General features: G+C 62.1%; 21 protein-coding genes, 1 tRNA gene and 1 pseudogene. 17 read left to right on the top strand and 6 right to left on the bottom strand.

Annotated elements, in window-relative coordinates; genetic code table 11:
• The first annotated feature begins 108 nt into the window (after positions 1-108).
• The 5 genes from SMD31_RS18040 (at position 109) to SMD31_RS18020 (ending at position 4,296) form a co-directional block, all read left to right on the top strand.
• Entirely contained in the window at positions 109-891 is a 783-nt protein-coding gene (locus SMD31_RS18040) for a metal ABC transporter ATP-binding protein (protein WP_320502318.1), read from the top strand.
• 8 nt (positions 892-899) lie between these two features.
• Entirely contained in the window at positions 900-1,769 is an 870-nt protein-coding gene (locus SMD31_RS18035; protein WP_320502317.1) for a metal ABC transporter permease, read from the top strand.
• A 127-nt stretch (positions 1,770-1,896) separates the two neighbouring features.
• Positions 1,897-2,637 (top strand): type 1 glutamine amidotransferase, encoded by a 741-nt coding sequence (locus SMD31_RS18030; RefSeq protein ID WP_320502316.1) that lies wholly within the window; start codon positions 1,897-1,899, stop codon positions 2,635-2,637.
• Between the two features lie 80 nt (positions 2,638-2,717).
• Positions 2,718-3,260 carry a hypothetical protein gene (locus tag SMD31_RS18025; RefSeq protein ID WP_320502315.1) on the top strand — a complete coding sequence of 181 codons (543 nt, stop codon included), beginning with the start codon at positions 2,718-2,720 and terminating at the stop codon, positions 3,258-3,260.
• Between the two features lie 130 nt (positions 3,261-3,390).
• Positions 3,391-4,296, top strand: coding sequence for a DMT family transporter (locus SMD31_RS18020; protein WP_320502314.1), 906 nt, complete (start codon positions 3,391-3,393; stop codon positions 4,294-4,296).
• On the opposite strand, the gene SMD31_RS18015 is transcribed toward SMD31_RS18020, so the two are convergent.
• The 5 genes from SMD31_RS18015 to SMD31_RS17995 form a co-directional block, all read right to left on the bottom strand.
• Positions 4,249-5,610, bottom strand: coding sequence for an RsmB/NOP family class I SAM-dependent RNA methyltransferase (locus SMD31_RS18015; RefSeq protein WP_320502313.1), 1,362 nt, complete (start codon positions 5,608-5,610; stop codon positions 4,249-4,251). The two genes, SMD31_RS18020 and SMD31_RS18015, sit on opposite strands and share 48 nt — an antisense overlap.
• A gap of 135 nt (positions 5,611-5,745) precedes the next feature.
• Positions 5,746-7,209 (bottom strand): IMP dehydrogenase, encoded by a 1,464-nt coding sequence (gene guaB / locus SMD31_RS18010; protein WP_320502312.1) that lies wholly within the window; start codon positions 7,207-7,209, stop codon positions 5,746-5,748.
• Positions 7,210-7,359: 150 nt separating this feature from the next.
• Positions 7,360-8,277 carry a nucleoside hydrolase gene (locus tag SMD31_RS18005; protein ID WP_320502311.1) on the bottom strand — a complete coding sequence of 306 codons (918 nt, stop codon included), beginning with the start codon at positions 8,275-8,277 and terminating at the stop codon, positions 7,360-7,362.
• A 23-nt stretch (positions 8,278-8,300) separates the two neighbouring features.
• Positions 8,301-9,032 carry an RlmE family RNA methyltransferase gene (locus SMD31_RS18000; RefSeq protein ID WP_320502310.1) on the bottom strand — a complete coding sequence of 244 codons (732 nt, stop codon included), beginning with the start codon at positions 9,030-9,032 and terminating at the stop codon, positions 8,301-8,303.
• Between the two features lie 17 nt (positions 9,033-9,049).
• Positions 9,050-10,099 (bottom strand): Ppx/GppA phosphatase family protein, encoded by a 1,050-nt coding sequence (locus SMD31_RS17995; protein WP_320502309.1) that lies wholly within the window; start codon positions 10,097-10,099, stop codon positions 9,050-9,052.
• A 329-nt stretch (positions 10,100-10,428) separates the two neighbouring features.
• Here SMD31_RS17995 and SMD31_RS17990 point away from each other — a divergent pair, with 329 nt between their 5' ends.
• The 3 genes from SMD31_RS17990 (at position 10,429) to SMD31_RS17980 (ending at position 12,312) form a co-directional block, all read left to right on the top strand.
• Complete coding sequence (locus SMD31_RS17990) at positions 10,429-11,349, top strand: dihydrodipicolinate synthase family protein (RefSeq protein WP_320502308.1); 921 nt, start codon at positions 10,429-10,431, stop codon at positions 11,347-11,349.
• 28 nt (positions 11,350-11,377) lie between these two features.
• The gene (locus tag SMD31_RS17985; RefSeq protein ID WP_320502307.1) at positions 11,378-12,043 is read left to right on the top strand and encodes a GntR family transcriptional regulator; all 666 of its coding nucleotides are present in this window, start codon (positions 11,378-11,380) and stop codon (positions 12,041-12,043) included.
• Positions 12,044-12,238: 195 nt separating this feature from the next.
• Positions 12,239-12,312, top strand: a tRNA-Gln gene (locus tag SMD31_RS17980).
• 761 nt (positions 12,313-13,073) lie between these two features.
• Here SMD31_RS17980 and SMD31_RS17975 read toward each other — a convergent pair.
• On the bottom strand, positions 13,074-13,775 hold the full coding sequence (locus SMD31_RS17975; RefSeq protein WP_320502306.1) for a GntR family transcriptional regulator: 702 nt from the start codon (positions 13,773-13,775) through the stop codon (positions 13,074-13,076).
• Positions 13,776-14,278: 503 nt separating this feature from the next.
• On the opposite strand from SMD31_RS17975, the gene SMD31_RS17970 reads away from it, so the two are divergent.
• The 9 genes and pseudogenes from SMD31_RS17970 to SMD31_RS17930 all read left to right on the top strand — a co-directional run bounded on the left by SMD31_RS17970 (position 14,279) and on the right by SMD31_RS17930 (position 24,183).
• A complete protein-coding gene (locus SMD31_RS17970) occupies positions 14,279-15,364 on the top strand; it encodes a sugar ABC transporter substrate-binding protein (RefSeq protein ID WP_320502484.1) in 1,086 nt (361 codons plus the stop codon).
• 109 nt (positions 15,365-15,473) lie between these two features.
• Positions 15,474-16,004, top strand: a complete 531-nt coding sequence (locus SMD31_RS17965; protein WP_320502305.1) for a cupin domain-containing protein — start codon at positions 15,474-15,476, stop codon at positions 16,002-16,004.
• A gap of 92 nt (positions 16,005-16,096) precedes the next feature.
• Positions 16,097-17,632: a sugar ABC transporter ATP-binding protein gene (locus SMD31_RS17960; protein ID WP_320502304.1), complete on the top strand. Its 1,536-nt coding sequence runs from the start codon at positions 16,097-16,099 to the stop codon at positions 17,630-17,632.
• Between the two features lie 128 nt (positions 17,633-17,760).
• Positions 17,761-19,686: an ABC transporter permease gene (locus SMD31_RS17955; protein ID WP_320502303.1), complete on the top strand. Its 1,926-nt coding sequence runs from the start codon at positions 17,761-17,763 to the stop codon at positions 19,684-19,686.
• 9 nt (positions 19,687-19,695) lie between these two features.
• On the top strand, positions 19,696-20,496 hold the full coding sequence (locus SMD31_RS17950; RefSeq protein WP_320502302.1) for an SDR family oxidoreductase: 801 nt from the start codon (positions 19,696-19,698) through the stop codon (positions 20,494-20,496).
• A gap of 11 nt (positions 20,497-20,507) precedes the next feature.
• Entirely contained in the window at positions 20,508-21,455 is a 948-nt protein-coding gene (locus SMD31_RS17945; RefSeq protein WP_320502301.1) for a 3-hydroxyacyl-CoA dehydrogenase, read from the top strand.
• Positions 21,456-21,471: 16 nt separating this feature from the next.
• Positions 21,472-22,404, top strand: coding sequence for a BKACE family enzyme (locus SMD31_RS17940; RefSeq protein ID WP_320502300.1), 933 nt, complete (start codon positions 21,472-21,474; stop codon positions 22,402-22,404).
• Between the two features lie 9 nt (positions 22,405-22,413).
• Positions 22,414-23,286 (top strand): SMP-30/gluconolactonase/LRE family protein, encoded by an 873-nt coding sequence (locus tag SMD31_RS17935; RefSeq protein ID WP_320502299.1) that lies wholly within the window; start codon positions 22,414-22,416, stop codon positions 23,284-23,286.
• An 18-nt stretch (positions 23,287-23,304) separates the two neighbouring features.
• Positions 23,305-24,183, top strand: a pseudogene (locus SMD31_RS17930) (SMP-30/gluconolactonase/LRE family protein).
• Positions 24,184-24,854 lie beyond the last annotated feature (671 nt).

Here is a 24,854-nt window from a genome sequence, read left to right as displayed (position 1 = left end):
GATTTCGGGAGCGATCATGGCATTCGGCATGAGCATGGCGGGGCGGTTGGCGGTGGCGGCGGGACTTGGTGTCGCCCTGCTCATCCTGCTGCGCTGGGCGCTGGCCTGATGGACCATATCCAGGCCCATGAGCATGGGGTTCATTTCCATGGACCCCAAAGTGTCGATCCAGCCATCCGCCTGGAAAACGTCACCGTCGCCTATCAGCGGCATCCGGCGATCCATCATTTGAGCGGCAGTTTCGCCAAGGGCAGCCTCACCGCCCTGGTCGGCCCCAATGGCGCCGGCAAGAGCACCCTGCTGAAAGCCATCGTCGGTCTGCTGCCCTTGAACGGCGGCGAAATCTCGATTGCGGCGCGCGACAAGCTGGCTTTCCTGCCGCAGGTGACGGATGTGGATCGCAGTTTCCCCATGTCGGTGCGCGAGGTGGTCGATCTCGGTCATTGGCGCAAGATCGGCGCCTTTGGCCGGCTGACGCCAGCGATGCGCGCGGCCTCCTCGGCGGCACTCGCCCAAGTGGGGCTCGCCGGTTTCGATGCGCGGCCGATTGCCAGCCTTTCGGTCGGGCAGTTTCAGCGTGTGCTGTTTGCGCGGCTGATCGCTGCCGACGCGGCGCTCATCCTGCTCGATGAGCCGTTCAATGCTGTCGACCAGCGCACCATCGCCGATCTGATGGCGCTCATCGAGAGCTGGCACCGCGACGGCCGCACGGTGATCGCAGCACTTCATGACCTCGACTTCGTGCGCCGGCACTTTCCGCATTGCCTGTTGCTGGCGCGGGAGCCGGTGGCTTGGGGCGAGACGCCGGCCGTGTTGAGCCCCGACAATCTGGCTAAGGCACGCATCGCCGCCGAAAGCTGGGTGATGCCGGCCGAAATCTGCGCCGCCTGACGCCGACCATGCTGACCGAACTTCTCCTGACGCCGTTTGTCGACTTCGCCTTCATGCGCCGCGCGCTGGTGGCGGTCATTGCCGTGTCGCTGGTGGCCGGGCCTTTGGGCGTCTTCCTGCAGTTGCGCCGCATGAGCCTGATGGGCGACGCGCTGGCCCATGCCATTTTGCCAGGCGTCGCCATCGGCTTCTTCCTGTTCGGGCTGGATCTCTGGGCAATGAGTGTCGGCGGGCTGGTGGCTTGCCTGGCCGTGGCGCTGCTTTCCGGCGCCATCGCGCGTCTCACCGCGCTGAAGGAAGACACCAGTCTCGCGGCACTCTATCTCGTCTCTCTCGCAAGCGGCGTGCTGATCGTTTCCTTGCGCGGCAACACACGGGATCTGCTGCACATCCTGTTCGGCTCGCTGCTGTCGATCGGTGGCGATGCGCTGGTCCTGGTCGTGGTGGTCGCGGTGCTGTCGCTGGTCGTCTTTGCCGTCATCTACCGCACGCTGGTCGTTGAATGCTTCGACCCCATGTTCCTGCGCGCCGTGGGCGGGCGGGGTGCCGCCGCGCATATGGCCTTCCTTGTCCTCATCGCCGTCAACCTGGTGGCGGCCATCCAGGCGCTCGGCACCTTGATGGCCGTGGGCCTCATGATCCTGCCCGCTGCCGCCGCGCGTTTCTGGGCGGGATCGGTCGCCGGCATGATCGCGCTTTCAAGCGGCATCGCGCTGGTCGCGGGCGTTGTCGGCCTGCTTGGCTCCTACCATGCCGATCTGCCGCCCGGACCAGCCATCGTGCTGGTGGCCGGACTGGTCTATCTCGCCTCAGTCATCTTCGGCCGCATCGGCGGGCTGGCGCGGCGCCTCTTCCCGGGTGCGCATCTGCAGCATTAAGTACGCCGCCTGAACGTGCTGCATGGGCGGGGCCGTCATGCGCGTGGCGCATTGCCCTTCGCTTGTCACAGGTCCTGCGAGACCGCATGATCCGCTCCATGATTTGGCCAAGAGGAGTTCCTGCCGCATGCGCGTCCTGGTGATCCAGAATGAACCGACCTCCCATGTCTCGCTGCTGGGCGAACATCTCAGGGCCAACGGCGCGGAATTGGTGACGGTGCAGCCACATCATGGCGTGGATCTGCCGGAAACGCCGGCGGGCTATGATGGTGCCGTGATCCTGGGTGGGCCACAGCATGCCCATAACGACAAGGACTACCCGGCCTTCGTGCCGACCTGCGCGCTGTTGCAGGCCTTCCATGACGAAGGCAAGCCGCTGCTGGGGCTGTGCCTGGGTGGCCAGTTGCTGGCCCGCAGCTTCGGGGCCAAGGTGCGGGTCAACGACTTCTTCGAATACGGCTATCTGCCGATCGACATCACGGCAGAGGGGAAAAGCGATCCGCTGCTGGCCGGCATCGGCACGCGCCATCACATCATGCAATGGCATGAAGACACCTTCGGTCTGCCCGAAGGTGCCGTGCGCCTGATGACGGGCGCCACCACCGCGAACCAGGCATTCCGCTATGGCGACACGACCTATGGCTTCCAATGCCATTTCGAGGTCTCCCTCGACCACGCCACGAGCTGGATCGAGGATTTCAACCACGTCATCATCGGGAAGCTGGGCGAGGAAGAGGGCAGACGCGCCATCGACCGCGCGCGGAGTGAGTTCAAGACCCATGCCCGCGATGCCAATGAGTTCTGCCGCGTCGTCGGCGGCCGCTGGGCGGAACTGGTGAAGGCACGGCGGCAAGCGCGCGCGGCCTGACACTAACCCCGGAGGGACCTGTGCACACTGTTTTGCGATGCTCTCGTGCGAACACACCACGTGGCATGCGCAACACACTTATGACGCTGTTTGCCTTGCTGTTTGTTTCTGCTCTGCCGAGGAGCGGGATCGCTCAGGAATGGGAGAAAGCGGATTGCGCCCGCCTGGCGATCCAGTTTGATCCGGGTGGTACGCTTTCCGCCCAAGGTGCCGATTGCTGGCAACTGAAATCGGTCAAAGGCCGACTCGAAATGATCAATGCGAGAGCGGCGAGTTCTATGTTCATTACGACGCTTTATCATGTCGAGAGTCTCGACGCAGAGATTGTTCGCTCAGACATCAAGGACTTTGTCGGCGCCATCGGCATGTTCACTGGAACATCGGCCTGGTCCGCGCCGCTACCGGTGAGCGGCTACCAGGTTTGGAAGTTTCAGGGGGCGTTGAAGATCGACCCGTTTTGGGACACGCGCTGCATTGCATTCTCACGATATGGCGGCGGTGACGGCGACAGATTTCGCCACCAAGTTTCTGGCTTCTCCTGCATCGACCCTAGCGTGTCTGCGAGGGGAATGACTGATGCAGAGGCGAGCGATCTCTTGGGGCGAATTTCCCAAGTCCACTAGCAACGTCACCAGGTCACCGCCGGGGGTCAGGGGCGGTGCAAGAACTGACGGCTCTCATAAGCAATTCCCGGATAGCGCGTTCTCCCTCGGTCGGGCATAGCTGACCGTCATCACGAGGGAGAGACCGATCATGACCGCGCCCCGCATGGCGGCCCAGGATTGGGCGCTGTTGATCCTTCTTTCGTTGATCTGGGGCGGTGGGTTCATCTGCGCCAAGATCGCCGTCGGCGCCGTGCCGCCGCTGACTGTCGCTTTGTGCCGTGTCGTGCTGGCGGCCCTTGCTTTGCATCTGGTGCGGCTGGCCCTGCAGATCGCGGCACCGCGCGATGTCGGTTTCTGGCGCGACGCGCTGATCATGGGTCTGCTCAACAACGCGATCCCGTTCAGCCTCATCTTCTGGGGGCAGAAGGAGATCGGCGCCGGCCTCGCTTCGATTCTCAACGCGACGACACCGCTCTTTACGGTGATCGTGGCGCATGTCTTCACGGCGGATGAGCGCGCGGGGCCGCTGAAAGTTGCTGGCGTGCTGGCCGGCATGGTCGGCGTCGCCGTGATGATCGGCAGCGATGTCGTGGCCGGTTTTGGTGGGCATTTCTGGGCCGAGATGGCCGTGCTGGGGGCGGCTTTCTCCTACGGCTTTGCCGGCGTCTTTGGTCGGCGCTTCCGTGACCGGCCACCGCTGGTGGTGGCGAGCGGCCAGCTCACCGGGTCGTCGGTGCTGCTGCTGTTGCCGGTGCTGTTTCGCGATCGTCCCTGGGACCTGTCGCTGCCGGGCTGGCCGCCGATGGCCGCCATTCTCGCCTTGGCGCTGTTCTCGACGGCCCTGGCCTATGTGATCTTCTTCCGCATCCTGAAGCGTGCCGGGTCGACCAATCTCTCTTTGGTGACGCTGCTCATTCCACCCAGCGCATTGATGCTCAGCGTCCTTTTCCTTGGCGAGGAACTCTCGCGCCATCACCTTATCGGCATGGCGCTGATCGGCTTCGGCCTACTCCTGCTCGACGGCCGGCTCTTCCGTCTGCGCCGCACCGCCTGAAGCCTTGCGCGTCATCACCGCGACGAAGAAGCCGTCGGTGCCATGACGCATGGGGGTGAGCGATAGTGTCGGGCCGTCGGCCGGGCAATCGGTGCCGATGACGTCACGCCACACATCGGCGATGGGCAAGCGCTCGAAATCGGGATGGCTCGCAAGGAATGCATCGATCTGGTGATCATTCTCTTCCGCCAGCAGCGAGCAGGTCGCGTAGACGAGGCGCCCGCCCGGCTTCACCAGGCGCTGGGCTGAATCCAGAATGCTTGCCTGCAATTTGGCCAGGCGCGGCAGATCGTCGGGCTGCAGGTTCCATTTGGCGTCCGGGTTGCGGCGCCAGGTGCCGGTGCCGGAACAGGGCGCATCGACCAGCACGCGGTCGAAGCTCCCTGCATGGCGCTTCACCCAAGGGTCACGCTCGCTCTCCAGCCCGCGCCGCTCGACATTGAAGACGCCAGCGCGCTTCAACCGATCGCCGGCGCGCTCGACGCGGCCTTTGAGCGTATCGCAGGCGACGATCTTGCCCTTGTTCTTCATGGCGGCGGCGATGGCCAGCGTCTTGCCGCCGGCACCAGCACAGAAATCGACCACGCGTTGGCCGGGCCTCGCATCCACCAGCAAGGCCGCCAGCTGCGAACCTTCGTCCTGCACCTCGATGAGGCCGTCCTGGAAACATTTCAAGGCGCCCATCGGCGGGCGGCCGTCGAGACGCAAGCCCAGCGGCGAGAGATGCGTTGCCGTCGCCGTCACATTTTCAGCCGCCAATGCGGCGATAGCTTCCTCGCGCGTCGCCTTCAAGGCATTGGCACGAATGTCGGTCGCGGCTTCGTCGATCTGCGCCGCCATTTCCTGCTCGTAGCCGGGGCCGAAGCGCTTGACGAGGCTCTTCTCGATCCATTCGGGATATTCGAAGCGCACCCATTTCGGCTGCGCGCCATTGCGGATGTCGGCCCCTTCCAGCGAGAGGGCGAAGGATCGTTCGGTGCGGTTCATCTGCTTGGGCCGGTAATCGCCGCCATCGAAGCTGCCGGCGACCTTGTCCGCCGTCCAACCGTCGATGAGGATCAGCTTGGCAATGATGCGCGCGCGCTCGAGATGCGGCAGGCCTTGTTCCGAGACGAATTCGCCGATCCACCAATCGAGCTTGGCCATCTGGCGCAGGACCGCATAGGCATGGTCGAGGATCGCGCGCCGGTCCGAGCCGCCGATATAGCGGCGGTTGCGGAAGAAGGCCGCCGCAGACCGGTCGGCAGGCGCCGTGCCGGTATGCATGTCGGTCAAAAGATCAATGGCCGCCTGAAGGCGCGCGCCGGGAGTCATGGGTCCAGATCCTAACAACACCGTCATCCTCGGCGAAGGCCGAGGATCCACGAGTTTTGTTCATAAGTTTCGGTCAAACTCGTGGATGGTCGGCCTTCGCCGACCATGACGAATCAAGTAAGAGCGAGGCCTTGCTTACATATTCTGCCGGTAGTTCGGCGCCTCGCGGGTGATCTGCACGTCGTGGACGTGGCTTTCCTGGAGGCCCGCATTGGTGATGCGCACGAAACGGCATTTGGTCTGCATGTCGGGGATCGTGGCGTTGCCGGTATAGCCCATCGAGGCTTTCAGACCGCCGACCAGCTGATGGATCACCGTGCCGGCCGGACCCTTATAGGCGACGCGGCCTTCGATGCCTTCCGGCACCAGCTTCAGATTGTCCGAGACTTCTTCCTGGAAATAGCGGTCGGCGGAGCCCCGTGCCATGGCGCCCAGCGAGCCCATGCCGCGATAGGATTTGTAGGAGCGACCGTTGAGCAGGAACACCTCGCCCGGCGCCTCGTCGGTACCGGCGAGGAGCGAGCCCACCATGCAGCAATCGGCACCGGCGGCGATCGCCTTCGCGACATCGCCCGAATATTTGATGCCGCCATCGGCGATGATGGGGATGCCGGATTTATGTGCGCGCTCGGCCGCATCGGAAATGGCGGTGAGCTGCGGCACGCCGACGCCGGCGACAATGCGCGTGGTGCAGATCGAGCCCGGGCCGATGCCGATCTTGATGGCATCCGCACCGGCATCGATGAGCGCCTGGGCGCCGTCGGCCGTCGCTACGTTGCCGGCGATGACCTGGGCGCCGTTCGAAAGACGCTTCACCGCGCTGACGGCTGACAGCACGCCAGCGGAATGGCCATGGGCGGTATCGACAACGACGACATCGACACCTGCCTCGAGCAGCGCTTCGGCGCGGCGGATGCCGTCCTCGCCGACACCCGTCGCGGCGGCGACGCGCAGACGCCCGTTCTCGTCCTTGCTGGCATGGGGATAGGCCTGGGACTTTTCCATGTCCTTGACGGTAATAAGGCCGATGCAGCGGTAATTCTCGTCCACGACCAGCAGCTTTTCGATGCGGTATTGATGGAGGAGCTTGCGGGCCTCGTCGCTGCTGACCCCGGGTTTCACGGTGATCAGCTCATCCTTGGTCATGAGATTGGCGACGGATTCATCCATCTTGGTGGCAAAGCGCACGTCGCGGTTGGTGAGGATGCCGGCGAGCTTGCCGGTGTTGCGCTCGACCACTGGAATGCCGGAAATCGAATGCGCTTCCATCAGCCTGAAGGCATCGGCCAGGGTCTCGTCGGGGTGGATGGTAAGCGGGTTGACGACCATGCCGCTCTCGAACCGCTTCACGCGGCGGACTTCTTCGGCCTGTCTGGCGATATCGAGGTTCTTGTGGATGACGCCCATGCCGCCGTTCTGCGCCATGCAGATCGCCATCTTGGCCTCGGTGACCGTGTCCATGGCCGAGGAGAGCAGGGGGATATGGAGGTTGATGCGGCTGGTCAGCCGTGTGGCCGTATTGGCCTGAGCCGGCAGCACCTGGGAATGCGCGGGTTCGAGAAGAACGTCGTCGAATGTGAAAGCGTCGCGGATCTGCATCGCACCAACCTTACGGATATGAAAAACCGCCCTCTTTGCGAAGGGGCGGTCTGGGTTGGCGCCTCATCATACAGATCGGCCGGATTCCCACAAGTCTTTGGGGTCTGCGTTATGCGCTGGGCCGGGATGCGCCGCTGAGAAAGCCGCTTTTTATGGGAGATTCCGATAGCGATCGCTCAGGAAGTCGAAAATCACATCGGGATCAGGGGCTTGCAGGAGCGTATGCGCGGTCGGATCGGAGCTGGGTGCGACGATCAGCCGGCCGAGTTCGGCATTGTTCCCCGCCACCACGCGGAAATGGCCGTGCCGCTTCTTAAAGAAGCCAGGCTGCAGGAGATAGGCGATCACCAGCGGATCGAACAGGGCATCGGCTTTGGATTCGTGGACATAGGCGCGCAACAGATCGGCGACGGCGCGGGCGATGGTCGTGTTTGCCGCCTCGATCCGGGCGATCCTGGCCGGGGTGGCGCTCACGGGGCGTGCCGTCTCGATCGTCACCAGCGTGATGGGGACACCGCTTGCGCAGACAATCTCGGCGGCATGGGGATCGAGCCAGAAATTGTATTCGGCATGGGGTGTCGCATTGCCGCCATTCTCGGCCGCAGCACCACCCATGACGATCATTTCCTTGATGCCACGTCGCGCGGTCGGATGATCTTGCAGCAGGCGGGCAATATTGGTGAGCGGGCCGATCGGCGCCAGGGTGATGCTGTGCGGTGCGGCCTTACTCAGTAGCTTGGCCATCCAGGCGACCGCATTGGTGCCGTCCGGTTTGCGCGAGGCGGTGGGCAGGCCGATACCACCCAGGCCGTCGGCACCATGAACGCCCCAGCCGGCGCGGGCATAGCTGCGCTGCAAGGGCTGATCGGCGCCGACATGGACGGGGATATGGCTCTTTCCAGCCGCATCAAGGATGCGGATGGCATTCTCGGCACAAGGTGCTGCATGGCCGTTGCCGAAAACGACACTGAGACCCAGGAGGTCGATCTCAGGTGCCGCAAGGGCCAGCCAGATGGCGATGGCGTCGTCCACGCCGGGATCGGTGTCGATGATGAGGGGAAGAGCCATGACGCTGTGCCCGTGATCAATACTTAGCGACGGAAACCCTGGGCCACGACATAGATCTCGGCCGAATCCTTGCGGCTGGCATCGGGCTTCACATGCTTCACGCTGGAAAAATGCTTCTTCAGCTGCGCCAGCAGTTCATTGGTGGCGCCACCCTGCAACACCTTGGCGATGAAGGTACCGCCGGGTGTCAGAACTTCGATGGCGAAGGCCAAGGCCGTCTCGGCCAGATCGATGATCTTCAAGTGATCGGTCTGGGCGTGGCCGGTGGAGGAGGCCGCCATGTCGGAGAGCACGACATCGGCCTCGCCTTCGAGCAGGGCCTTCAGCTTGTCGGGCGCCGACGGATCCATGAAGTCGAGCTGGATGATGGTGGCGCCGGGCATGGGCTCCACTTCCTGCAGATCGATGCCGATCACCTTGCCGCGGCCGTCGGCCGAATGTACGCGGTCGACGGCAACCTGGGTCCAGCCACCGGGCGCGGCGCCGAGATCGACGATACGCCCGCCGATCTTGAAGAAGCGGAACTTCTCGTCGAGTTGCAGGATCTTGAACGCCGCGCGCGAGCGATAGCCGCGCTTCTTGGCTTCGGCGACATAAGGATCGTTGAGCTGCCGGTCGAGCCAGCGCGCCGAGGAGAGCGATCGCTTGGCTGCGGTCTTCACGCGGGTCTTGATGCCGCGGCCGGTGAGGGCGCTTTCCTCTCGCGCGCCACCACGCTGGCCGCCGCGGCCGCCCGATCCCCGGTTGTTACGCATGTTGAAACTCCAAAAAATCAAAAGTCGCTGGCGGTGACGAGGTCTGAGGCCAAGCCAGCTGAATGCAAGGCCGGCGCGGCCGGCTCGTCGAAATCGCCATAGACATTGTCCGGCGCCGTGCCGGTCATGAGGCTCATGAGGATGCCTTCGCGCACGCCGCGATCGGCGACACGCAATGTGCCCACCGGCCACAGCCGGCAGATGGCCGAAAGAATGGCGCAGCCGGAGAGGACAAGATCGGCACGCTCGACACCGATGCAGGGAAGCGTCGCGCGGCCGCGGCAATCGCGCCGGGCAAGATCGCTGCTGATGCGCTCGACATCGCCGAAGTTCAGATAAGACCCGTCGACCAGGCTGCGCTCATAGCGCGCGAGGCCCAACTGGATGCCAGCCAGGGTCGTCACCGTGCCGGAGGTGCCCAGCATCTGCACCGCACCCTCGTTGATCAGACGACCGGCGCCGATGGCGCGGCGGAAGGGATCGAGCTCGTTTGCGACCTTGTCGACCATGCGGCGATAGAAGGCCGTCGGATTCTCGCCGCCCGCGGCCTCGGCCCCGAATTCCTCGGTGAGGCTGACGACACCGAAGGGCATGGAATGCCAGGCGACCATCTGCGGCGGCTTGCCCGGCTTGAGGCGCAGCCAGCCGAGTTCGGTCGAGCCCCCGCCGATATCGAAGACGATGGCATGGGCCGTGTTGCGGTCGAGGAGCGGCGTGCAGCCCTTGAAGGCAAGATCCGCTTCTTCGCCGGAGGTAATGATGTCGAGGGCGATGCCGGCTTCTTCACGGGCGCGGTCGACGAAGCTCACGCAATTGTCGGCCCGGCGGCAAGCCTCTGTGGCGACGGCGCGGGCAAGGCTCACGCCGCGGCGCTCCATCTTGGCGGCGCAGATCTTGAGCGCCTCGATGGTGCGGTCCATGGCCTCGGGCGACAGGCGACCACTCTGCGACACGCCTTCGCCCAACCGCACGATGCGCGAAAAGGCGTCGATCACCTGATAGCCGCCGCTTCCCTGCCGAGCGATCAGCAGACGGCAGTTATTGGTGCCAAGGTCCAAGGCGGCCATGATCTGACCGGGCTTAGCCGCACGCGTACGCCAAAGCGCAGGTGCCGGCGACCCGGATAATGCACCGTTCACGCGTAAATGCTCCTCTGCCCCGAGGGTCAACCCATTGAAACAGCGCGGAAAATGTGTACCGCCGCCATTCCGGGCGACCCCTGCCGGGTATCGTCGTCACATATCCTACATGGATCGGACGGCGAGATAAAGTTGCGGGGGGGCGGGGCCGGGGCCGAGGGACCGCCAAGGCCGTTGATGTCCGTTGTTCGGATATTGTAGATTGGATCCAATCTTACAAAGATGAATCTTCCAGAATGCAAGGCGAGGCAGAGATCATGGTGCGATGGACCGGGGTCTTCCCCGCAGTGACGACGAAGCTCAACCAGGACGGCACGATCAATTTCGAGGCGACCCAAAGCAGCATCGAGCGATTGGTCGCTTCGGGCGTGTCCGGGGTGATCGTCCTGCCGATGCTGGGGGAGAATGCCTCCCTGTCGCAGGACGAAAAGGAAAAGGTCATCCGCGCCGCCAAGGAAGTGGTGCGCGGGCGGGTGCCGTTGCTGTCGGGCCTTGCCGAAATCACCACCGAGACCGCTGCCGCGACGGCCCGGAAATTCCAGGGCTATGGCGCCGAAGGGCTGATGGTGTTCCCCAGCATCGGCTATAAGACCGATCCGCGTGAGACGGCCGATTGGTACCGCCGCATCGCGCATGCGAGCGACCTGCCGATCATGATCTATAACAACCCGATCGCCTATGGTGTCGACGTGACGCCGGCGATCCTCAAGGAACTTGCCGACCTGCCGACGATTGTCGCGGTGAAGGAAGAGACCGGCGATGTCCGCCGTGTCACCGACATGTATGTCGAACTCGGGAGCCGCTACCAGATCTTCTGCGGCGTCGATGACCAGATCGTCGAGAGCATGTCACTGGGCGCTGTCGGCTGGGTGTCGGGCATGACCAATGCATGGCCCCAGGCATGCGTCGAGATCTTCGAACTGTGCCGCGACGGCCGCTATGCCGAGGCGCGCGAGATTTATCACATCATGACGCCGTCCTTCCATCTCGATACCCATGTGAAGCTGGTCCAGTACATCAAATTCGCCGAACACATGGTCTATGGCGCGCCGGAATGGTGCCGGGCGCCGCGCCTGCCCCTGGTGGGCGAAGAACGTGCGCGGGTCACCGCCATCCTGCAGAAGGCGATCGAGGATCTGGCGGCACGCCAGAGCAGGAACAAGCGCGCGGGTCGATAAAATGGCCAGGCCGATTGTGGAACCTGGCGTGAAACGAGACACCGTCACGTCGTCGGTTGCCGGCAGCATTCGGCAGCGCATCATTTCCGGCGCATTTCCGGGCGGGCACCAGATCAGGCAGGAGGCGATCGCGGCCGAACTGGGCGTCAGCCGCATCCCCGTCCGCGAGGCGCTGGTGCAGCTCGAATCCGAAGGGTTGGTCGTCATTCACACCCATCGCGGGGCGGTCGTCGCCGAACTGACGATCGAGGACGCCATCGATATCTTTGACTCAAGACTGTTGCTGGAACCCTTCATCATCAAATGCGCGATCGAGAAGGCAACAGAGGACGATGTGGCGGATGTCCGCTCGGCGCTGGCCGCCTATCGTCAGGGTATCAAGGCGGGGGCCAGCCCGGCCGAACTCAGCCGTCTCAACTGGGCGCTGCACACAGCGATGTCGCGGCCGGCGCAACGGCCGCGCACGCTGGCCGTGCTGCAGTCCCTCTATAACTCCGCCGATCGCTACCTGCGCCTGCAGATCGACGAGAAGACCGCCCAGCTGCGGGCGATCGACGATCACGATGCGTTGACGGAGGCCTTTGCCGCGCGCGATGCCGGAAGTGCCGCGCGGCTCCTCAGGAACCACATCGCCGAGGCACGCAACGACGTCATCGCCGGCCTCAAACAGAAATCATGGCGGACGAACGCCTAGCCTGGTTGGGGCGGTCGAACGCCGATAAAAAACCCGTTTGCACGATGCCAGGCCATTAAAGCGATGACATTGACGGCGCCCTCCATATCGACTAGAAGAACGCCGAAACCACGCTGGAAACAGAACGCGAACGCCCTGGTGGTGTCTTCAAGCGACCTTGCCCGGCAAATAGCTGGTTTCTTCAAGCGCCGCGCTTGGGGGATCGTCTAACGGTAGGACAGCGGACTCTGACTCCGCCAGTCTAGGTTCGAATCCTAGTCCCCCAGCCAAAAACCCACCTAAGTCATTGATTCTTCGAGCAGAAATCAGCATGTCTGACGCCAGTCGGCGCAGGCCATGGCCACCCGGCTGGTCCACCTTCTGGGAGTCAGTCCGCTTTTTGATGGCTCGAAGAAAAAGCTAAGTCATTGAAATGAGTTGGGCTGGAATCTGTCTGGGAGTCCTAGTCGGGCTCATGCTTTGGACCCGCCGCCAGATCCCGAAGCCTCGTGCGCAGTGTCGTGTTGCGGGTCGCGCCCCACGGTAGCAGAACGAGGAATGGTCTGCCGACAGGACCGAACGCACCAGCTTGTTCTGATCCTCAATGAGGCAGGGCTTCCGGAATCACGTGGCAAATCGAAACTATATGAGAGCAGATTTGCGATCCTGAACGAAGGCACGTTCCTTTCGTTCAGAACCAGGCAAGCGCGATATGCTTCATATCGATATCCAGGAACAATTCCGAACCATATTGCGGTTGTCGTACATTCGCATGAGAACCTTGGCCGACTTCGGATCTGGCCGATGGAGATCTGGCCCCGCCGTTGAAGGTGGTGGATCACCTTATGCACCGCTTGATGCGCCGCGCGTTGGTTGGTCAGCCTGAACTCTGAATGCCACATTGACTAGCGAGCGGGTCCTTGCCGCCTAGGCTCCTTTCCAGATCGCCAGGGTTCCAGCCCGTGACAGCGAAATCCGTTCTGGTGATCGCCGCTGATCAAGTCAGCAAGCGCTGTTGATGATGCCCATACCGATCAGGCGCCAGCAACGCCTAGGAAGAGGGCTTGCCGCCAAGGGTCGTTTCGAACCGATAATGGCGACGAAACCAAGCGGCGGCCGCGCGAATGTCGAGAGCAAGTGCAAATCGGGCGCTTGCGGCGTCGCGCCGCTCCATCGCGGCAATGACCCGTTCGTGGACTAGGACGCCGCGGTCGAACATGATCTTGGAACCGGGCAGCCGACGCACGAAGGCCAGGATTGGCCCGAAACGCAGCCATAGTGATTCGATGATATTCAGGAGTTCGTCGGCCTCGGCCGCTCGGTAGACAGCGAAATGAAAGTGCTGGTTTCCTTCCAGCATCCCAGTTGCGTCCTCAGCCTCCACCGCTGCGTGAAAACGCTCGTTGATCGTTCGCAATTCTGCGCAGAGACCCGCCGTGGCGCGCAGGGCCGCGCGCTGGGCGGCGTATCCTTCGACTTCCACGCGGATTCTGGTCCACTGTTCGAAATTGCCGGCGGTGAGTTCCGCGACCCGCGTGGTGCGATTGGGCATCTGAACAAGTGCCTTCTCGCTGACAAGGCGTTGAATGGCTTCGCGGACAGGCATCGGGCTGGTGCCCAGAGCGACCGCGAGCGACCGCAGGGTCAGCACTTCGCCTGGCATGAAGCGCCCCTGATAGAGCGCATTCCGGAGCTCCTGGTAGACCCGCTCCTGCATGGTGCTGATATCGATCGGTCTGACTCTATCGTCCATACTTGTGTCCTTGCACGTACTCAGCCGAACCCCGGCGGGACTGTTTACATGTCGGCCGTCCTGACTGCCGTCGCCCCGGGGTCTCTAGGAAAGTCGATCATGGAAGACCCGCGCCGCGCCGACAGCTGACAGAGCGGGCAATGCCTTGCAGCGCGCCGGCGATAGGCCAAGCCATGCCATGATCGAGTTTCCCTTTGTAACCCGGCTCTTGGTCACATAGCGATCAAGACCCAGCAAGAACAATTTCGTATATCACACCGATGGTATCTGTGATCACAGATAATTTATACGTAATATTGACTCGTTTCGACTTCTCGCGGATATTGATTCCAGGGGGGTCATGAGGGCCCTCCCAAAAAATTCGTTCCGCGATGGCCGCAAGGCGCATTTCGAGACGGGTTGGCTGCTGGCACGCCGGTTAACGCGCGGTCAGAACGAGATAATCCTGGGAGGAGCAAACGATGTTTCGACTGAATCGCAGAGTGAAGACCGCCTTGGCCGCCGTGGCGGTGAGTTGCAGCCTGCTCGCAGGCCCGGCGGACGCGGACGACAAGTTCAAGATCTTCCTCAGCATGAGCTATATCGGCAATGATTGGCAGGCTGAAGCAGCCAATATGGTCAAGGCGATGGCGGCCAGTTCCACTTATCGGGACAAGGTCGACTTGCAGGTCCAGGTCGCCGGACCCAACGCGCAGCGACAGATCCAGCAGATCAACGCCATGGTGCAGGCGGGGGCCCAGGCGATCATCGTGTATCCGATTTCGCCGACAGCGCTGAATCAGGCCGTCAAAAACGCGTGTGACAAGGGCGTCATCGTCATCGCGTATGATTCAATCATCTCCGAACCATGTGCCTACAACGTGCATATCGACCAGAAGGCTTGGGGCGTTAAATCGGCCGAATGGTTGGTTGAGAAGCTCGGTGGAAAAGGTGATGTCGTGATGGTCACGGGCGTGCCGGGTACGACCGTCGACACATTGCGGAATGAAGGTGCCAAGGAAGTATTCGCCAAGCACCCCGGCATCCGTGTTGTCGCCGAGGCCAACGGCATGTGGAGCCAAGCAGTCGCTCGGACGGAGCTTTCCAAGATATTGGCGACACAATCCTGGGACAAGATCGATGGCTTGTGGATGCAGGCTGGCTGCTACACGGCGAACTCCATGCAAAGCGAAGCAGGTATCGCCGATGACAAGCTGCTGCCTTGCGCCGGCGAGGCTTCGAACGGTGGCCGAATCCAGATGCTGCCGGTCGGAACGGAAGCCGAAGGCGCCAGCGGAACCTATCGACCGATGGGCGCGCCGAGATGGTCCTCGGGTTCGCAGAACTTCACCGGGGCTCTGGCACTTAGGCTTGCCGTCGACAAACTCGAAGGCAAAGATATTCCCGCTCTAACCGATGTGCCGCAGAACATCGTCACCAACGAGACCATCAAGCTTTGCAGCGAAGGCACCTGGGCTGAGATGAAGGCCGGCTGCAACGTGTTCCAACCCGCTATCATTGCCAATCCAGGCTGGTTTGCTTCGATCTACTCTGCCGACACGCCGGAAGTTGGACTTAACGCCGCGCTCGTCGGCCAACCCGAAGAATAAAAGGCTAAATCGCGGGCGCGGCAATGGTCGTGCCCGCGACGACAAAAAATCCGCTGCGCCATCGGGAACATTCCCCCGGGACGCAAGAACGAGATTCTGGGAGGTCTAAATGGGGCTAAGGCCGATACGTCGGATTGTCACGACAAACGACAAGACGGGGCGGTCGCGTATCCTGAAGGATGGCTATGCGACCAATACATTTTCAGTCCTGACGGAACTCTGGACCACCGATCGATCGCCGGCGAGCAACGAAGGTGACCTCGACAATGCCGAATTGTCGGCGTGCCTGGAGCCGCCTGCCGGCGGTACATTGTTCCGTTACTTCGAGATCGAACCAGAATCGAAAACGGCGCATCTTTCCAAGCAAGAGCGATACGAAGCCGCTGCGGCGTGGTTTGCGGAGATGAAGGGATCGCACCTCATGGTCGATACGTCGCGCGATCCGGGCATGCACAAGACGCCGACGACTGATTACATCATCCTGCTCTCCGGGGAGATCACCCTGGTGCTGGACGAAGGTGAAGTCGATTTGAAGCCCTTCGACGCCGTCGTGCAGCGCGGCACCAACCATGCGTGGGTCAATCGCGGTCAGGAGACGGCGCTTCTGATGGCGGTCCTGGTCAGCGCCAGCCCGTCGTGAAGAGATTGGCGACAGAAGGCGCCAAATTCCTATCACCCAGATTCGACGGCTTCGGGCTGTTCGCTTTTATCGCATTCTGAGGGCGCCGCTAGGTGACTGTGCAAGACAATTTGGCCATCGAAGCCGACCATGTCCGTAAAGCTTTCGGGGCGACGATCGCCGTCGACGATGTGTCGTTCCAGGTGCGGGCCGGCCGCGTCCACGCTCTGCTCGGCGAAAATGGCGCTGGCAAATCGACCATCGTCAAGCTGCTAAGTGGGTTGGTGATGCCCGATACCGGCTCGTTCCGCATCTTTGGAACGGAAGCCGCGCTGGCGTCGCCGCGCGCAGCGCATGCGCTGGGCATCCAGACCGCCTTCCAGGAAATGACGCTGGTGCGGGATCTGACCGTGCTGGAATCCGTGCTGATGCCCTATGCGCCGGTCAACGGGCTGGGCCTAATCCGCCGCCGCGCTGCCGAAGAGGGCGTGCGGGCGCATTTCGTGACGCTGGGCCTGCAGGATATCGACCTTCAGGACGAGGTCTCCAATCTGGACCTCGCCATAAAGCAGAAGATCGAGATCGCACGCGCCCTCTATCGCAAGCCAAAGCTGCTGCTCCTTGACGAGCCTACGTCGTCGCTGACCGGGCGCGATGTCGACTGGCTGGGCGAAATCATTGCCCACGAGAAAGCCAAGGGCGTCACCATTATCTTCATTTCGCACCGGCTGAAGGAAGTGCGCGATTTCTGCGATACTCTCTCCGTTCTGCGCAACGGCCAACACATTGCCAGCGGCGACGTGGCGGAGTTCGACGATGAGGAGGTGATCCGCATGATCGTCGGCCGGTCGATCGGCCAGGCGTTTCCGGCGCGTCCCGTCCGCACCCATCAATCAGGGCCCGAAGTGCTGCGCGCCGAGGATCTTGCCACCGACGGTAAGCTGGTCAACGCCTCGTTCAGCCTGCACAAGGGCGAAATCCTGGGTGTCGCCGGGCTCCAGGGCATGGGACAGCTCGACCTCTTCGTCTCCTGCTTCGGTATGGCGGAAATCACCAAGGGCCAGCTCTATGTCGATGGCAAGCCTGTGATGATCGCCTCGCCTGCCGATGCGGTGCGGGCCGATATCGGCATCAGCCTGGTACCGGAGGATCGCAAGACCGAGGCGCTCTTCCTGAAACTGTCCGGCACTGAAAATGCCTCCATCCCGTCCATAGAGCGCTTTTCCCGTTATGGTCTCATCGACGTGGATGCCGAGCGGCAGGCAGTGGCCGATGTGTTCCAGCGCGTCGAGATCGCCGATCGCGCGCTGTGGACCAGGGCCGGCGCTTTCTCCGGCGGGAACCAACAGAAGATCGCGATTGCCAAATGGCTGCTGGCGGAGAGCCGCGTGCTGCTGCTCTATGATCCCACACGCGGCATCGATGTCGGCACCAAGCACGAACTCTATCGCCTGATGCGGCAATATGTGGAGGCGGGTGGCGCCATCCTCCTCTATTCCACCGAAATTCCCGAACTGGTCCATCTCGCTGACCGCGCCATTGTCCTCTATCAGGGGCAGATCGTGCGCGAGATCGCGATGGCGGATCTCAATGAAGACAATATCGTCCGCGCCGCCCTGGGTAGCGACATTTCCGTGCGAGCCGCGTGATGAAAGCGACAGCCGACCATTCGTTCCGGCCCCGTTCATTCAGACTTGGCCGTTATCGCGGCCTGATCATCGCACTCACAGTGTTTGCCCTGCTGCTCCTGCTCAACAATCTGATGAGCCCGGGGTCGATGAGTTATTTCGAATTCAGCTTCATGTCGACCGGTGGGGCGACGCTTGCCATCGCCGCAACCGGGCAGACGCTGGTCATCCTGACCGGTGGGTTCGATCTTTCGGCGGGCGCCGTGATCTCGCTGGTGAACGTGCTGCTCGCCACCAACATGCCGGACACGCCCATGGGGATCTTCCTTTGGTCGCTAGCTGGCATCGGAATCGGAATGGCGATCGGTGCGTTCAACGGCCTGTTCATCGCCTTCTTCCGTCTGCAGCCGATCGTCGTGACACTGTCCACCATGTTCATCACGCAGGGCCTCACGCTCCTGGTGCTCGACAAGCCAGGCGGCATGGTGCCGGCGGGCCTCAGCGAAGCGCTGGTCTACGATGCGATCCCGAATGTCCTGCCCATGCCTGTGGTCGTGCTGGGCATCCTCATTATGCTGTGGCTGTGGCTGAAGAACACGCGTTTCGGCATTTCAGTCTATGCCATCGGCAGCGATATGGATGCGGCGCGCGCCCAGGGCATCCGCGTGCGCTGGGTGCAGTTCATGGTCTATGTGCTGGCGGGCGGCTGCTATGGCTTTGCCGGGGTGTTCATCTCGGCGCAGACCGGTGCCGGCGATCCGCTGGTTGGAAACTCGATGCTCCTGCAGGTGTTCGGCGCCGTCGTCGTCGGCGGTACGGTGCTGGGGGGTGGGCGTGGTGGTGCGGTGGGCTCGATCGTCGGTGCCTATATCCTGATGATCGTCGTCAATATCCTGCTCGTGCTCAATGTCTCCGCCTATTATTCCACCGTTACCGAAGGCTGCATCCTGATCCTCGCCGTGATGGCGGGAGCGCTGGGGCGTAATGCGCCGGCAGCGCGCGGGTTACGCCGGTTCTTCGCCCGTCTGAAGGCCCGCCATGCGGGCATGCTGCCTGGGCAGAGCAACCGTCCGCCGCAACGACTGGTATTGCCGGGCATCGGTGGCGGCAGAGTGGCTGGTGCCTTGCCGTCCTTCAAGGTGCGACATGCCGAGGTGATCCGCTATGCCCTGCCTGCCTATGTCTGCTTTGTGCTCGTCGTGCTGATGACGCAGTTCGTTACGGGCAATGCGCTGTTCCACGGTGGATACTATAACTCGCTGCTGGTGCTGTCCTCCTTCCTCCTGGTGCTGGCCCTCGGCCAAGGCACCGTGATCCTCACCGGTGGTCTCGATCTCTCCGTGCCATGGACCATTGCGCTGTGCGGCATCCTGCTGGCCGGCATCGTCAACGGACAGAACGGACCGCTGATTTATGCTCTGCCGCTGGTTCTGGCGATCGGCTGCGTCATCGGGCTGATGAATGGCTTCGGCATCACGATGCTGGGAATCTCGCCCATTGTCATGACGCTGGCGATGAATGGCATCCTGCAGGGCGTGGCGCTCCTTTATTCGCAAGGGACGCCAGCCGGTTTCTCCGCGCCGCTGATGCGCTGGTTCATGACCTCGAAGGAGGAACTCGTGACGCCCGTCGTGATCTTCATCCTGCTGTTCGTGGTAGCTGCCGTGGTACTGCACAAGCGTACTCCTTTCGGCCGGCGGGTCTATGCGCTAGGCAATGGCGAGCGGGTATCGGCACTGTCCGGCATCAATGTCAACCGCACCACCATGCTGGTCTATATGCTGTCCGGCTTCTGCTCGGCATTGGTTGGTTGCATGCTGACCGGATTCTCTGGCCAGGCAAGCCTCGGTATGGGTGACGACTATCTGCTGCCGTCAATCGCAGTGGTGGTAGTCGGTGGCACGTTGATCAGCGGTGGGCGCGGCAGCTATGTCGGCATGGTCGGCGGCGTGCTGCTGCTCACCGCGCTGCAGACGTTGTTGGCCGGAACCATGCTGCCCTATGCGACCCGTATCATCATTTTCGGGCTGGTTGTCCTGGCGGCAGTCGTGACCCTGCGCGAACGAGAAGGTTAGGAGAAGAACATGGCGACACCCACTGGTCGCAAGATCATCGACGGCATCAAGCCAGGCCTGCGCGTGTTCATCTCGGCTGGCGCCTCGGGTATCGGGCGCGCCATTGCCGATATGCTGATACTGCATGGCGCCAAAGTATTCATCTGCGACGTCGCGCAAGGTCCGCTCAACGATTTCCAGAAGGAGTATCCCGGTCACAGCGCTGTGTTGGCCGATGTCTCAAGCGAAGGCGACATGGCACGAGTCTTTGCCGACGCCAAGGCGGTGCTCGGCGGGCTCGATGGGTTGATCAACAATGCCGGCGTTGCCGGCCCCACCGGCGCCGTCGAGGAAATCGCTATTGCCGATTGGCGGCGTTGTATCGACGTGTGCCTGACCGGGCAGTTCCTATGTGCTCATTTCGCCGCGCCGATGCTGAAGGAAGCTGGCGGCGGCGCCATCGTCAACATGTCCTCTGTTGCGGGACGACATGGTTACGCCTTTCGGACACCCTACGCCGCAGCCAAGTTCGGCGTCATCGGGCTCACCCAGAGCCTCGCCAAGGAACTCGGACCGCACAACATCCGCGTCAACGCGATCCTACCGGGCATCGTCGAAGGTCCACGTATGGAAGCTGTCATCCGTGCGCGCGCGGAACAGCTTGGTCTGCCCTATGACGAGATGGCGGAGCGCTACCTGGAAAAAGTCTCACTGCGCCGCATGGTGACACCGCATGACGTTGCCGCCATGGTCACCTTCCTCCTGTCGCCGATGGGGGACAATCTGTCCGGCCAGTCTTTGGGCGTCGATGGCAATGTCGAGACACTTTAGGAGAAGTTGACATGGCAGTGATCGCAATCATCGGCGCCGGCCTCATTGGTAGGGCCTGGGCCATCACTTTTGCCCGCGCCGGCCATGAGGTACGCATCTACGATGCGTTCGCCGGTGCTGCCGACAAGGCAAAGGCATTTGCGATCGAGGCGCTGTCGCCCTTGGCGGTGGAAGATCTGCTCGATGGCCAGTCAGTTGAAGAGGTCGCGGTGCGATTAAAGTCGGTTCCGACATTGGCGGCGGCTCTGGCCGGTGCAGCCTATGTGCAGGAGAACACGCCAGAGGACCTTGCCAGCAAGAAGCTGGTGTTTGCGCAGCTGGATGCTGCAGCGGCCCCCGATACGATACTGGCAAGCTCAACCTCGGCGCTGTTGCCATCTCATTTCACCGCGGACCTGGTCGGTCGCGCCCGTTGCCTTGTCGTCCATCCGATCAACCCTCCTTACCTCATCCCAGCGGCGGAAATCGTGCCGGCGCCGTGGACTGCGCCCGAGGTCATCGACCACACGCGCCGCTTGCTCGCAGCCGTCGGTCAGTCGCCCATTGTCATGAAGCGCGAGATCGACGGGTTCGTCATGAACCGTCTGCAGGGTGCGTTGTTGGAGGAAGCCTTTCGCCTGGTGGCGGACGGCTATGCCTCGGTTGAAGATGTCGATATCGGTATCCGCGAAGGCCTCGCCCTGCGCTGGTCTTTCATGGGGCCGTTCGAAACTATCGACCTCAACGCGCCGGGCGGTGTGCGGGATTACGTGGCACGCTATCAGAAAATTTACGAGCGTCTGTTCCCCTCCATGCAGCGTCGCATCGATTGGGCGGGTCCTGTACTTGGCGCCGTCGAAGACGAACGTCGCGCGCGACTGCCGGAAGCCGGTCTGCAGAAGCGGCAGGCATGGCGCGACCGGCGACTGATGGCGCTGGCGGCTCATAAGCGCAAGGCTGCAGGCGAAATCGGCTCTTAAGAAAGAAGAAAAAGTCATGGCGAAGAATCGCAAGGTCATCATTACCTGTGCTGTCACAGGCGCGATCCACACACCCTCGATGTCGCCTTACCTGCCCGTGAGTGCGGAAGAAATCGCCGATGCAGCGGTGGGTGCCGCGGAAGCCGGTGCTGCCATCGTCCATCTTCATGCGCGCAACCCAGAGGACGGCCGGCCGGACCAGACGCCGCAGGCCTTTGAGCCGTTCCTGAAGGTGATCAAGCAGCGCTCGAACTGTGTCGTGAACCTCACCTCAGGCGGCGCGCCCTGGATGAAGATCGAGGAGCGCATCATGCCCTCGGTGACCTTCCAGCCGGAAGTGGCGTCGCTCAACATGGGGTCGATGAATTTCGGCCTCTATCCGATGCTGGGGCGGTTCAAGGAATTCAAGCACGCCTGGGAGCGGGAGGCGCTGGAGAATTCGCGCGACCTCATCTTCCGCAATACTTTCAAGGATATCGAGTACGCCCTCAATACATTGAACGGTACCGGGATCCGCTTCGAGTTCGAATGCTACGATGTGGGGCATCTCTACAATCTCCATCACTTTCTGGAGCGCGGGCTCGTGAAGTCGCCGCTCTTTATACAGACAGTGTTCGGCATTCTGGGCGGCATCGGCCCGCACCCGGAAGACGTCATGCACATGAAGCGCACGGCCGACCGGCTGTTCGGCGATGCCTATCAGTGGTCGGTGCTGGGCGCCGGGCGCAACCAGATGCCGATTGCGGCGATGTCGGTCGCGATGGGCGGCAATGTGCGCGTGGGGTTGGAGGATTCGCTTTGGGCGGGTCCGGGGCGTCTTGCCAAATCGAATGCAGAACAGGTGACGGCCGCGCGCAAATTGATTGAAGGGTTGGGATTCGACATCGCGACGCCCGATGAGGCGCGCGCGATGTTGAACCTCAAGGGTGCTGAAAAAGTCAAGTTCTAGGAGGGTGCCATGCTGCGTATCGAGATATTCAGTGACCGCAAGGAATCCCTTGGCGAGGGGCCGTTATGGGACGTCAAGGAGGAGCGGCTCTATTGGATCGATTCCTACGGGCCGACCGTTCACCGCGCCGATCTCAAAGGCGGTGATCGCCGGAGCTGGACGATGCCGGAGCCAATCGGGTCATTGGCCTTGCGCGAGAAGGGAGGTGCTGTCCTTGCCTTGCGCAGCGGGTTTCATTTTCTCGATTTCGACAGCGGCAAGGTCACGCGCATCAATGAAACGCAGCCCGGCGAATTGCGGCCGCGCCTCAACGACGGGAAGGTCGATCGGCAGGGGCGCTTCGTCGCAGGATCGATGGACTATTGCGAAAGCGATCCGGTGGGCAAACTGTTCCGGCTGGACCCCGATCTGAAGGTGAGCGAACTCGATTCCGGGATCATCTGCTCGAACGGTCCCTGCTTCAGCCCCGACGGCAAGACACTCTATTTCACCGACAGCTTTACCAAGATTATCTTTGCCTATGATTACGACACCGCGACCGGCGATGTGCGCTCAAAGCGCGCCTTCGGCAGTTTTGCGGAGCTGCAAGGTTACCCGGACGGGGCCACGGTTGATTCCGAGGGCTATGTCTGGAGCGTCGAGGTCTATGCCGGGCGGCTGGTACGCTTCAATCCGGATGGCGTCATCGACCGGGTGGTTGGGCTGCCGGTCTTCTCCTCGACCAGCATCAGTTTCGGGGGACCCAATCTTGATATTGCGTTCGTCACCTCCATGGCGCGGCCATTCAAGGGCAGGTATCACCGGGAACACGAAGCCGGTATGACGGTGGCGGTTCATGGCTTGGGCGTGCGCGGAATCGCAGAACCACGGTTCAAAGGCTAATAGCAGGAGGTTCAGCCAATGCAGTTCGAGGTGTTGGTGGATGTAAAGACGATCCTCGGCGAAGGGCCGCTTTGGGATGTCGACCAGCAGCGCCTCTATTGGATCGACAGTTTCGGCGGCAACGTGTTCCGCTGCACAGCCGATGGCCGTGAAATCCGCGCCTGGGACGTGCCCGGCAAGATCGGCTCCATGGCGCTGCGCAAGGACGGCAACGGCGCCATCTGCTCACTACAGGATGGCTTTTATGCGCTGGACTTCAAGACCGGCGACAGCACGCTGATCAACAACCCGATCGGCAAAAATCCGGCGATCCGCCTCAATGACGGCAAGGTTGATCGACGCCCCCGCTTGATTGCGGGATCGATGGACAAGATGGAATCCGGGCCGAACGGGGAACTCTATCGTCTCGATCCCGACTTCATGGTGACCAAGCTGGATAGCGGCGTCATCGTTTCGAATGGGCCGTGCTAGAGTCCGGATGACAAGATCCTCTACTTCGCCGATTCACGGTCTGGCGAGATATGGGCCTATGATTGCGATATCAACACCTGCCGTGCTTTCAACCGTCGCACCTACACCAAGGTCGATAGCAGCCGCGGGGGTGCCGCCGACGGTTCGACGGTCGATGCCGAAGGGTATCTGTGGAACGCCCAAGTCTATGACGCCAAGCTTGTGCGCTAAGCGCCGGACGGCAAGGTGGACCGCATCATCAATATACCGGTGAAGAAGGTGGCTAGCGTCAATTTCGGCGGGCCGAACATGGGCATTCTCTTCGTCACCTCAGTGGCGAAACCGCCGCTGCCGCGCTTTCCGTCCGATGGGGTCCTACGCGGTAGCCTGTTCGCGATTCAAGGTCTGGGCGTTCGCGGCATGCCGGAGCCAAGAGTCGGCGCTTAGGTTCAGACACTTTCTTCCGCTGGAGGTGGGAGGTGACGCCTTCTTCAATTGTCGATGAGTGCCCACCCTTGACTGGTCCACCACACTGGTCCACCTTCCGTGAGTTAGCTCGCCATTTGATGACTCGAAGTGACTGCTAAGTCATTGACATAACTGAGTGAATGTCTCGCTGTGAGTCCTAGTTCCCCAGCCAAAATTCCTTCTCGGTCGCGGGCGCTGATCATTTTGCCTTGGTGCTCGCTCTGACGCGTCTCGGGCGGTGGGCCCTGGTTGAACCCATGCGATCCGGCTGATCGTCGATCGGCATGTTCCCTGTACCGGCTGATCCGCAATGCTCACCTTGTCGCCAGGGTGCCTTGGTATCTTGGCATCCCCAAGCCACATGGAGCGTAATCATGAAATTCTTAGAACGCAGCGGCTGGGATGCCTGGCGTCCTGGCATGGTCCGTTCCGCATGACTGGGCCGCATGGTCCGTTCCGCATGACTTGGGCCGCATGACTTGGGCCGCACGACTTGGACCGAGGGTGGCGACGCGCAGGTTGAGTTCGGGCAGCGGAACCAACGACATGCCGATCGGCATGCGTCGCAGCGGGCAGACTGCGACCCAATCCTCGCTGTCGATCGTGTGCCGCGGCGCCCGGCTGCCATGTGTTCGTGGGTTACACAAAGG

This window comes from Dongia rigui (genome assembly GCF_034044635.1).
Lineage (GTDB): Bacteria > Pseudomonadota > Alphaproteobacteria > Dongiales > Dongiaceae > Dongia > Dongia rigui.
The sequence above is the reverse complement of the archived record's forward strand: the minus strand, read 5'-3'. Positions and strand labels throughout refer to the sequence as shown.

What these genes read in the sequence shown, in the direction of transcription:
- SMD31_RS17955 (WP_320502303.1), top strand. Translation starts at nt 17,761, where the DNA reads ATGAGTTATTTCGAATTCAGCTTCATGTCGACCGGTGGGGCGACGCTT.
- SMD31_RS18030 (WP_320502316.1), top strand. Translation starts at nt 1,897, where the DNA reads ATGCGCGTCCTGGTGATCCAGAATGAACCGACCTCCCATGTCTCGCTG.
- SMD31_RS17950 (WP_320502302.1), top strand. Translation starts at nt 19,696, where the DNA reads ATGGCGACACCCACTGGTCGCAAGATCATCGACGGCATCAAGCCAGGC.
- SMD31_RS17995 (WP_320502309.1), bottom strand. Translation starts at nt 10,099, where the DNA reads ATGGCCGCCTTGGACCTTGGCACCAATAACTGCCGTCTGCTGATCGCT.
- SMD31_RS18005 (WP_320502311.1), bottom strand. Translation starts at nt 8,277, where the DNA reads ATGGCTCTTCCCCTCATCATCGACACCGATCCCGGCGTGGACGACGCC.
- SMD31_RS18040 (WP_320502318.1), top strand. Translation starts at nt 109, where the DNA reads ATGGACCATATCCAGGCCCATGAGCATGGGGTTCATTTCCATGGACCC.
- SMD31_RS18025 (WP_320502315.1), top strand. Translation starts at nt 2,718, where the DNA reads ATGACGCTGTTTGCCTTGCTGTTTGTTTCTGCTCTGCCGAGGAGCGGG.
- SMD31_RS17945 (WP_320502301.1), top strand. Translation starts at nt 20,508, where the DNA reads ATGGCAGTGATCGCAATCATCGGCGCCGGCCTCATTGGTAGGGCCTGG.
- SMD31_RS18000 (WP_320502310.1), bottom strand. Translation starts at nt 9,032, where the DNA reads ATGCGTAACAACCGGGGATCGGGCGGCCGCGGCGGCCAGCGTGGTGGC.
- SMD31_RS17975 (WP_320502306.1), bottom strand. Translation starts at nt 13,775, where the DNA reads ATGGACGATAGAGTCAGACCGATCGATATCAGCACCATGCAGGAGCGG.
- SMD31_RS17935 (WP_320502299.1), top strand. Translation starts at nt 22,414, where the DNA reads ATGCTGCGTATCGAGATATTCAGTGACCGCAAGGAATCCCTTGGCGAG.
- SMD31_RS17940 (WP_320502300.1), top strand. Translation starts at nt 21,472, where the DNA reads ATGGCGAAGAATCGCAAGGTCATCATTACCTGTGCTGTCACAGGCGCG.
- SMD31_RS18035 (WP_320502317.1), top strand. Translation starts at nt 900, where the DNA reads ATGCTGACCGAACTTCTCCTGACGCCGTTTGTCGACTTCGCCTTCATG.
- guaB (WP_320502312.1), bottom strand. Translation starts at nt 7,209, where the DNA reads ATGCAGATCCGCGACGCTTTCACATTCGACGACGTTCTTCTCGAACCC.
- SMD31_RS17990 (WP_320502308.1), top strand. Translation starts at nt 10,429, where the DNA reads ATGGTGCGATGGACCGGGGTCTTCCCCGCAGTGACGACGAAGCTCAAC.
- SMD31_RS17965 (WP_320502305.1), top strand. Translation starts at nt 15,474, where the DNA reads ATGGGGCTAAGGCCGATACGTCGGATTGTCACGACAAACGACAAGACG.
- SMD31_RS18015 (WP_320502313.1), bottom strand. Translation starts at nt 5,610, where the DNA reads ATGACTCCCGGCGCGCGCCTTCAGGCGGCCATTGATCTTTTGACCGAC.
- SMD31_RS18020 (WP_320502314.1), top strand. Translation starts at nt 3,391, where the DNA reads ATGACCGCGCCCCGCATGGCGGCCCAGGATTGGGCGCTGTTGATCCTT.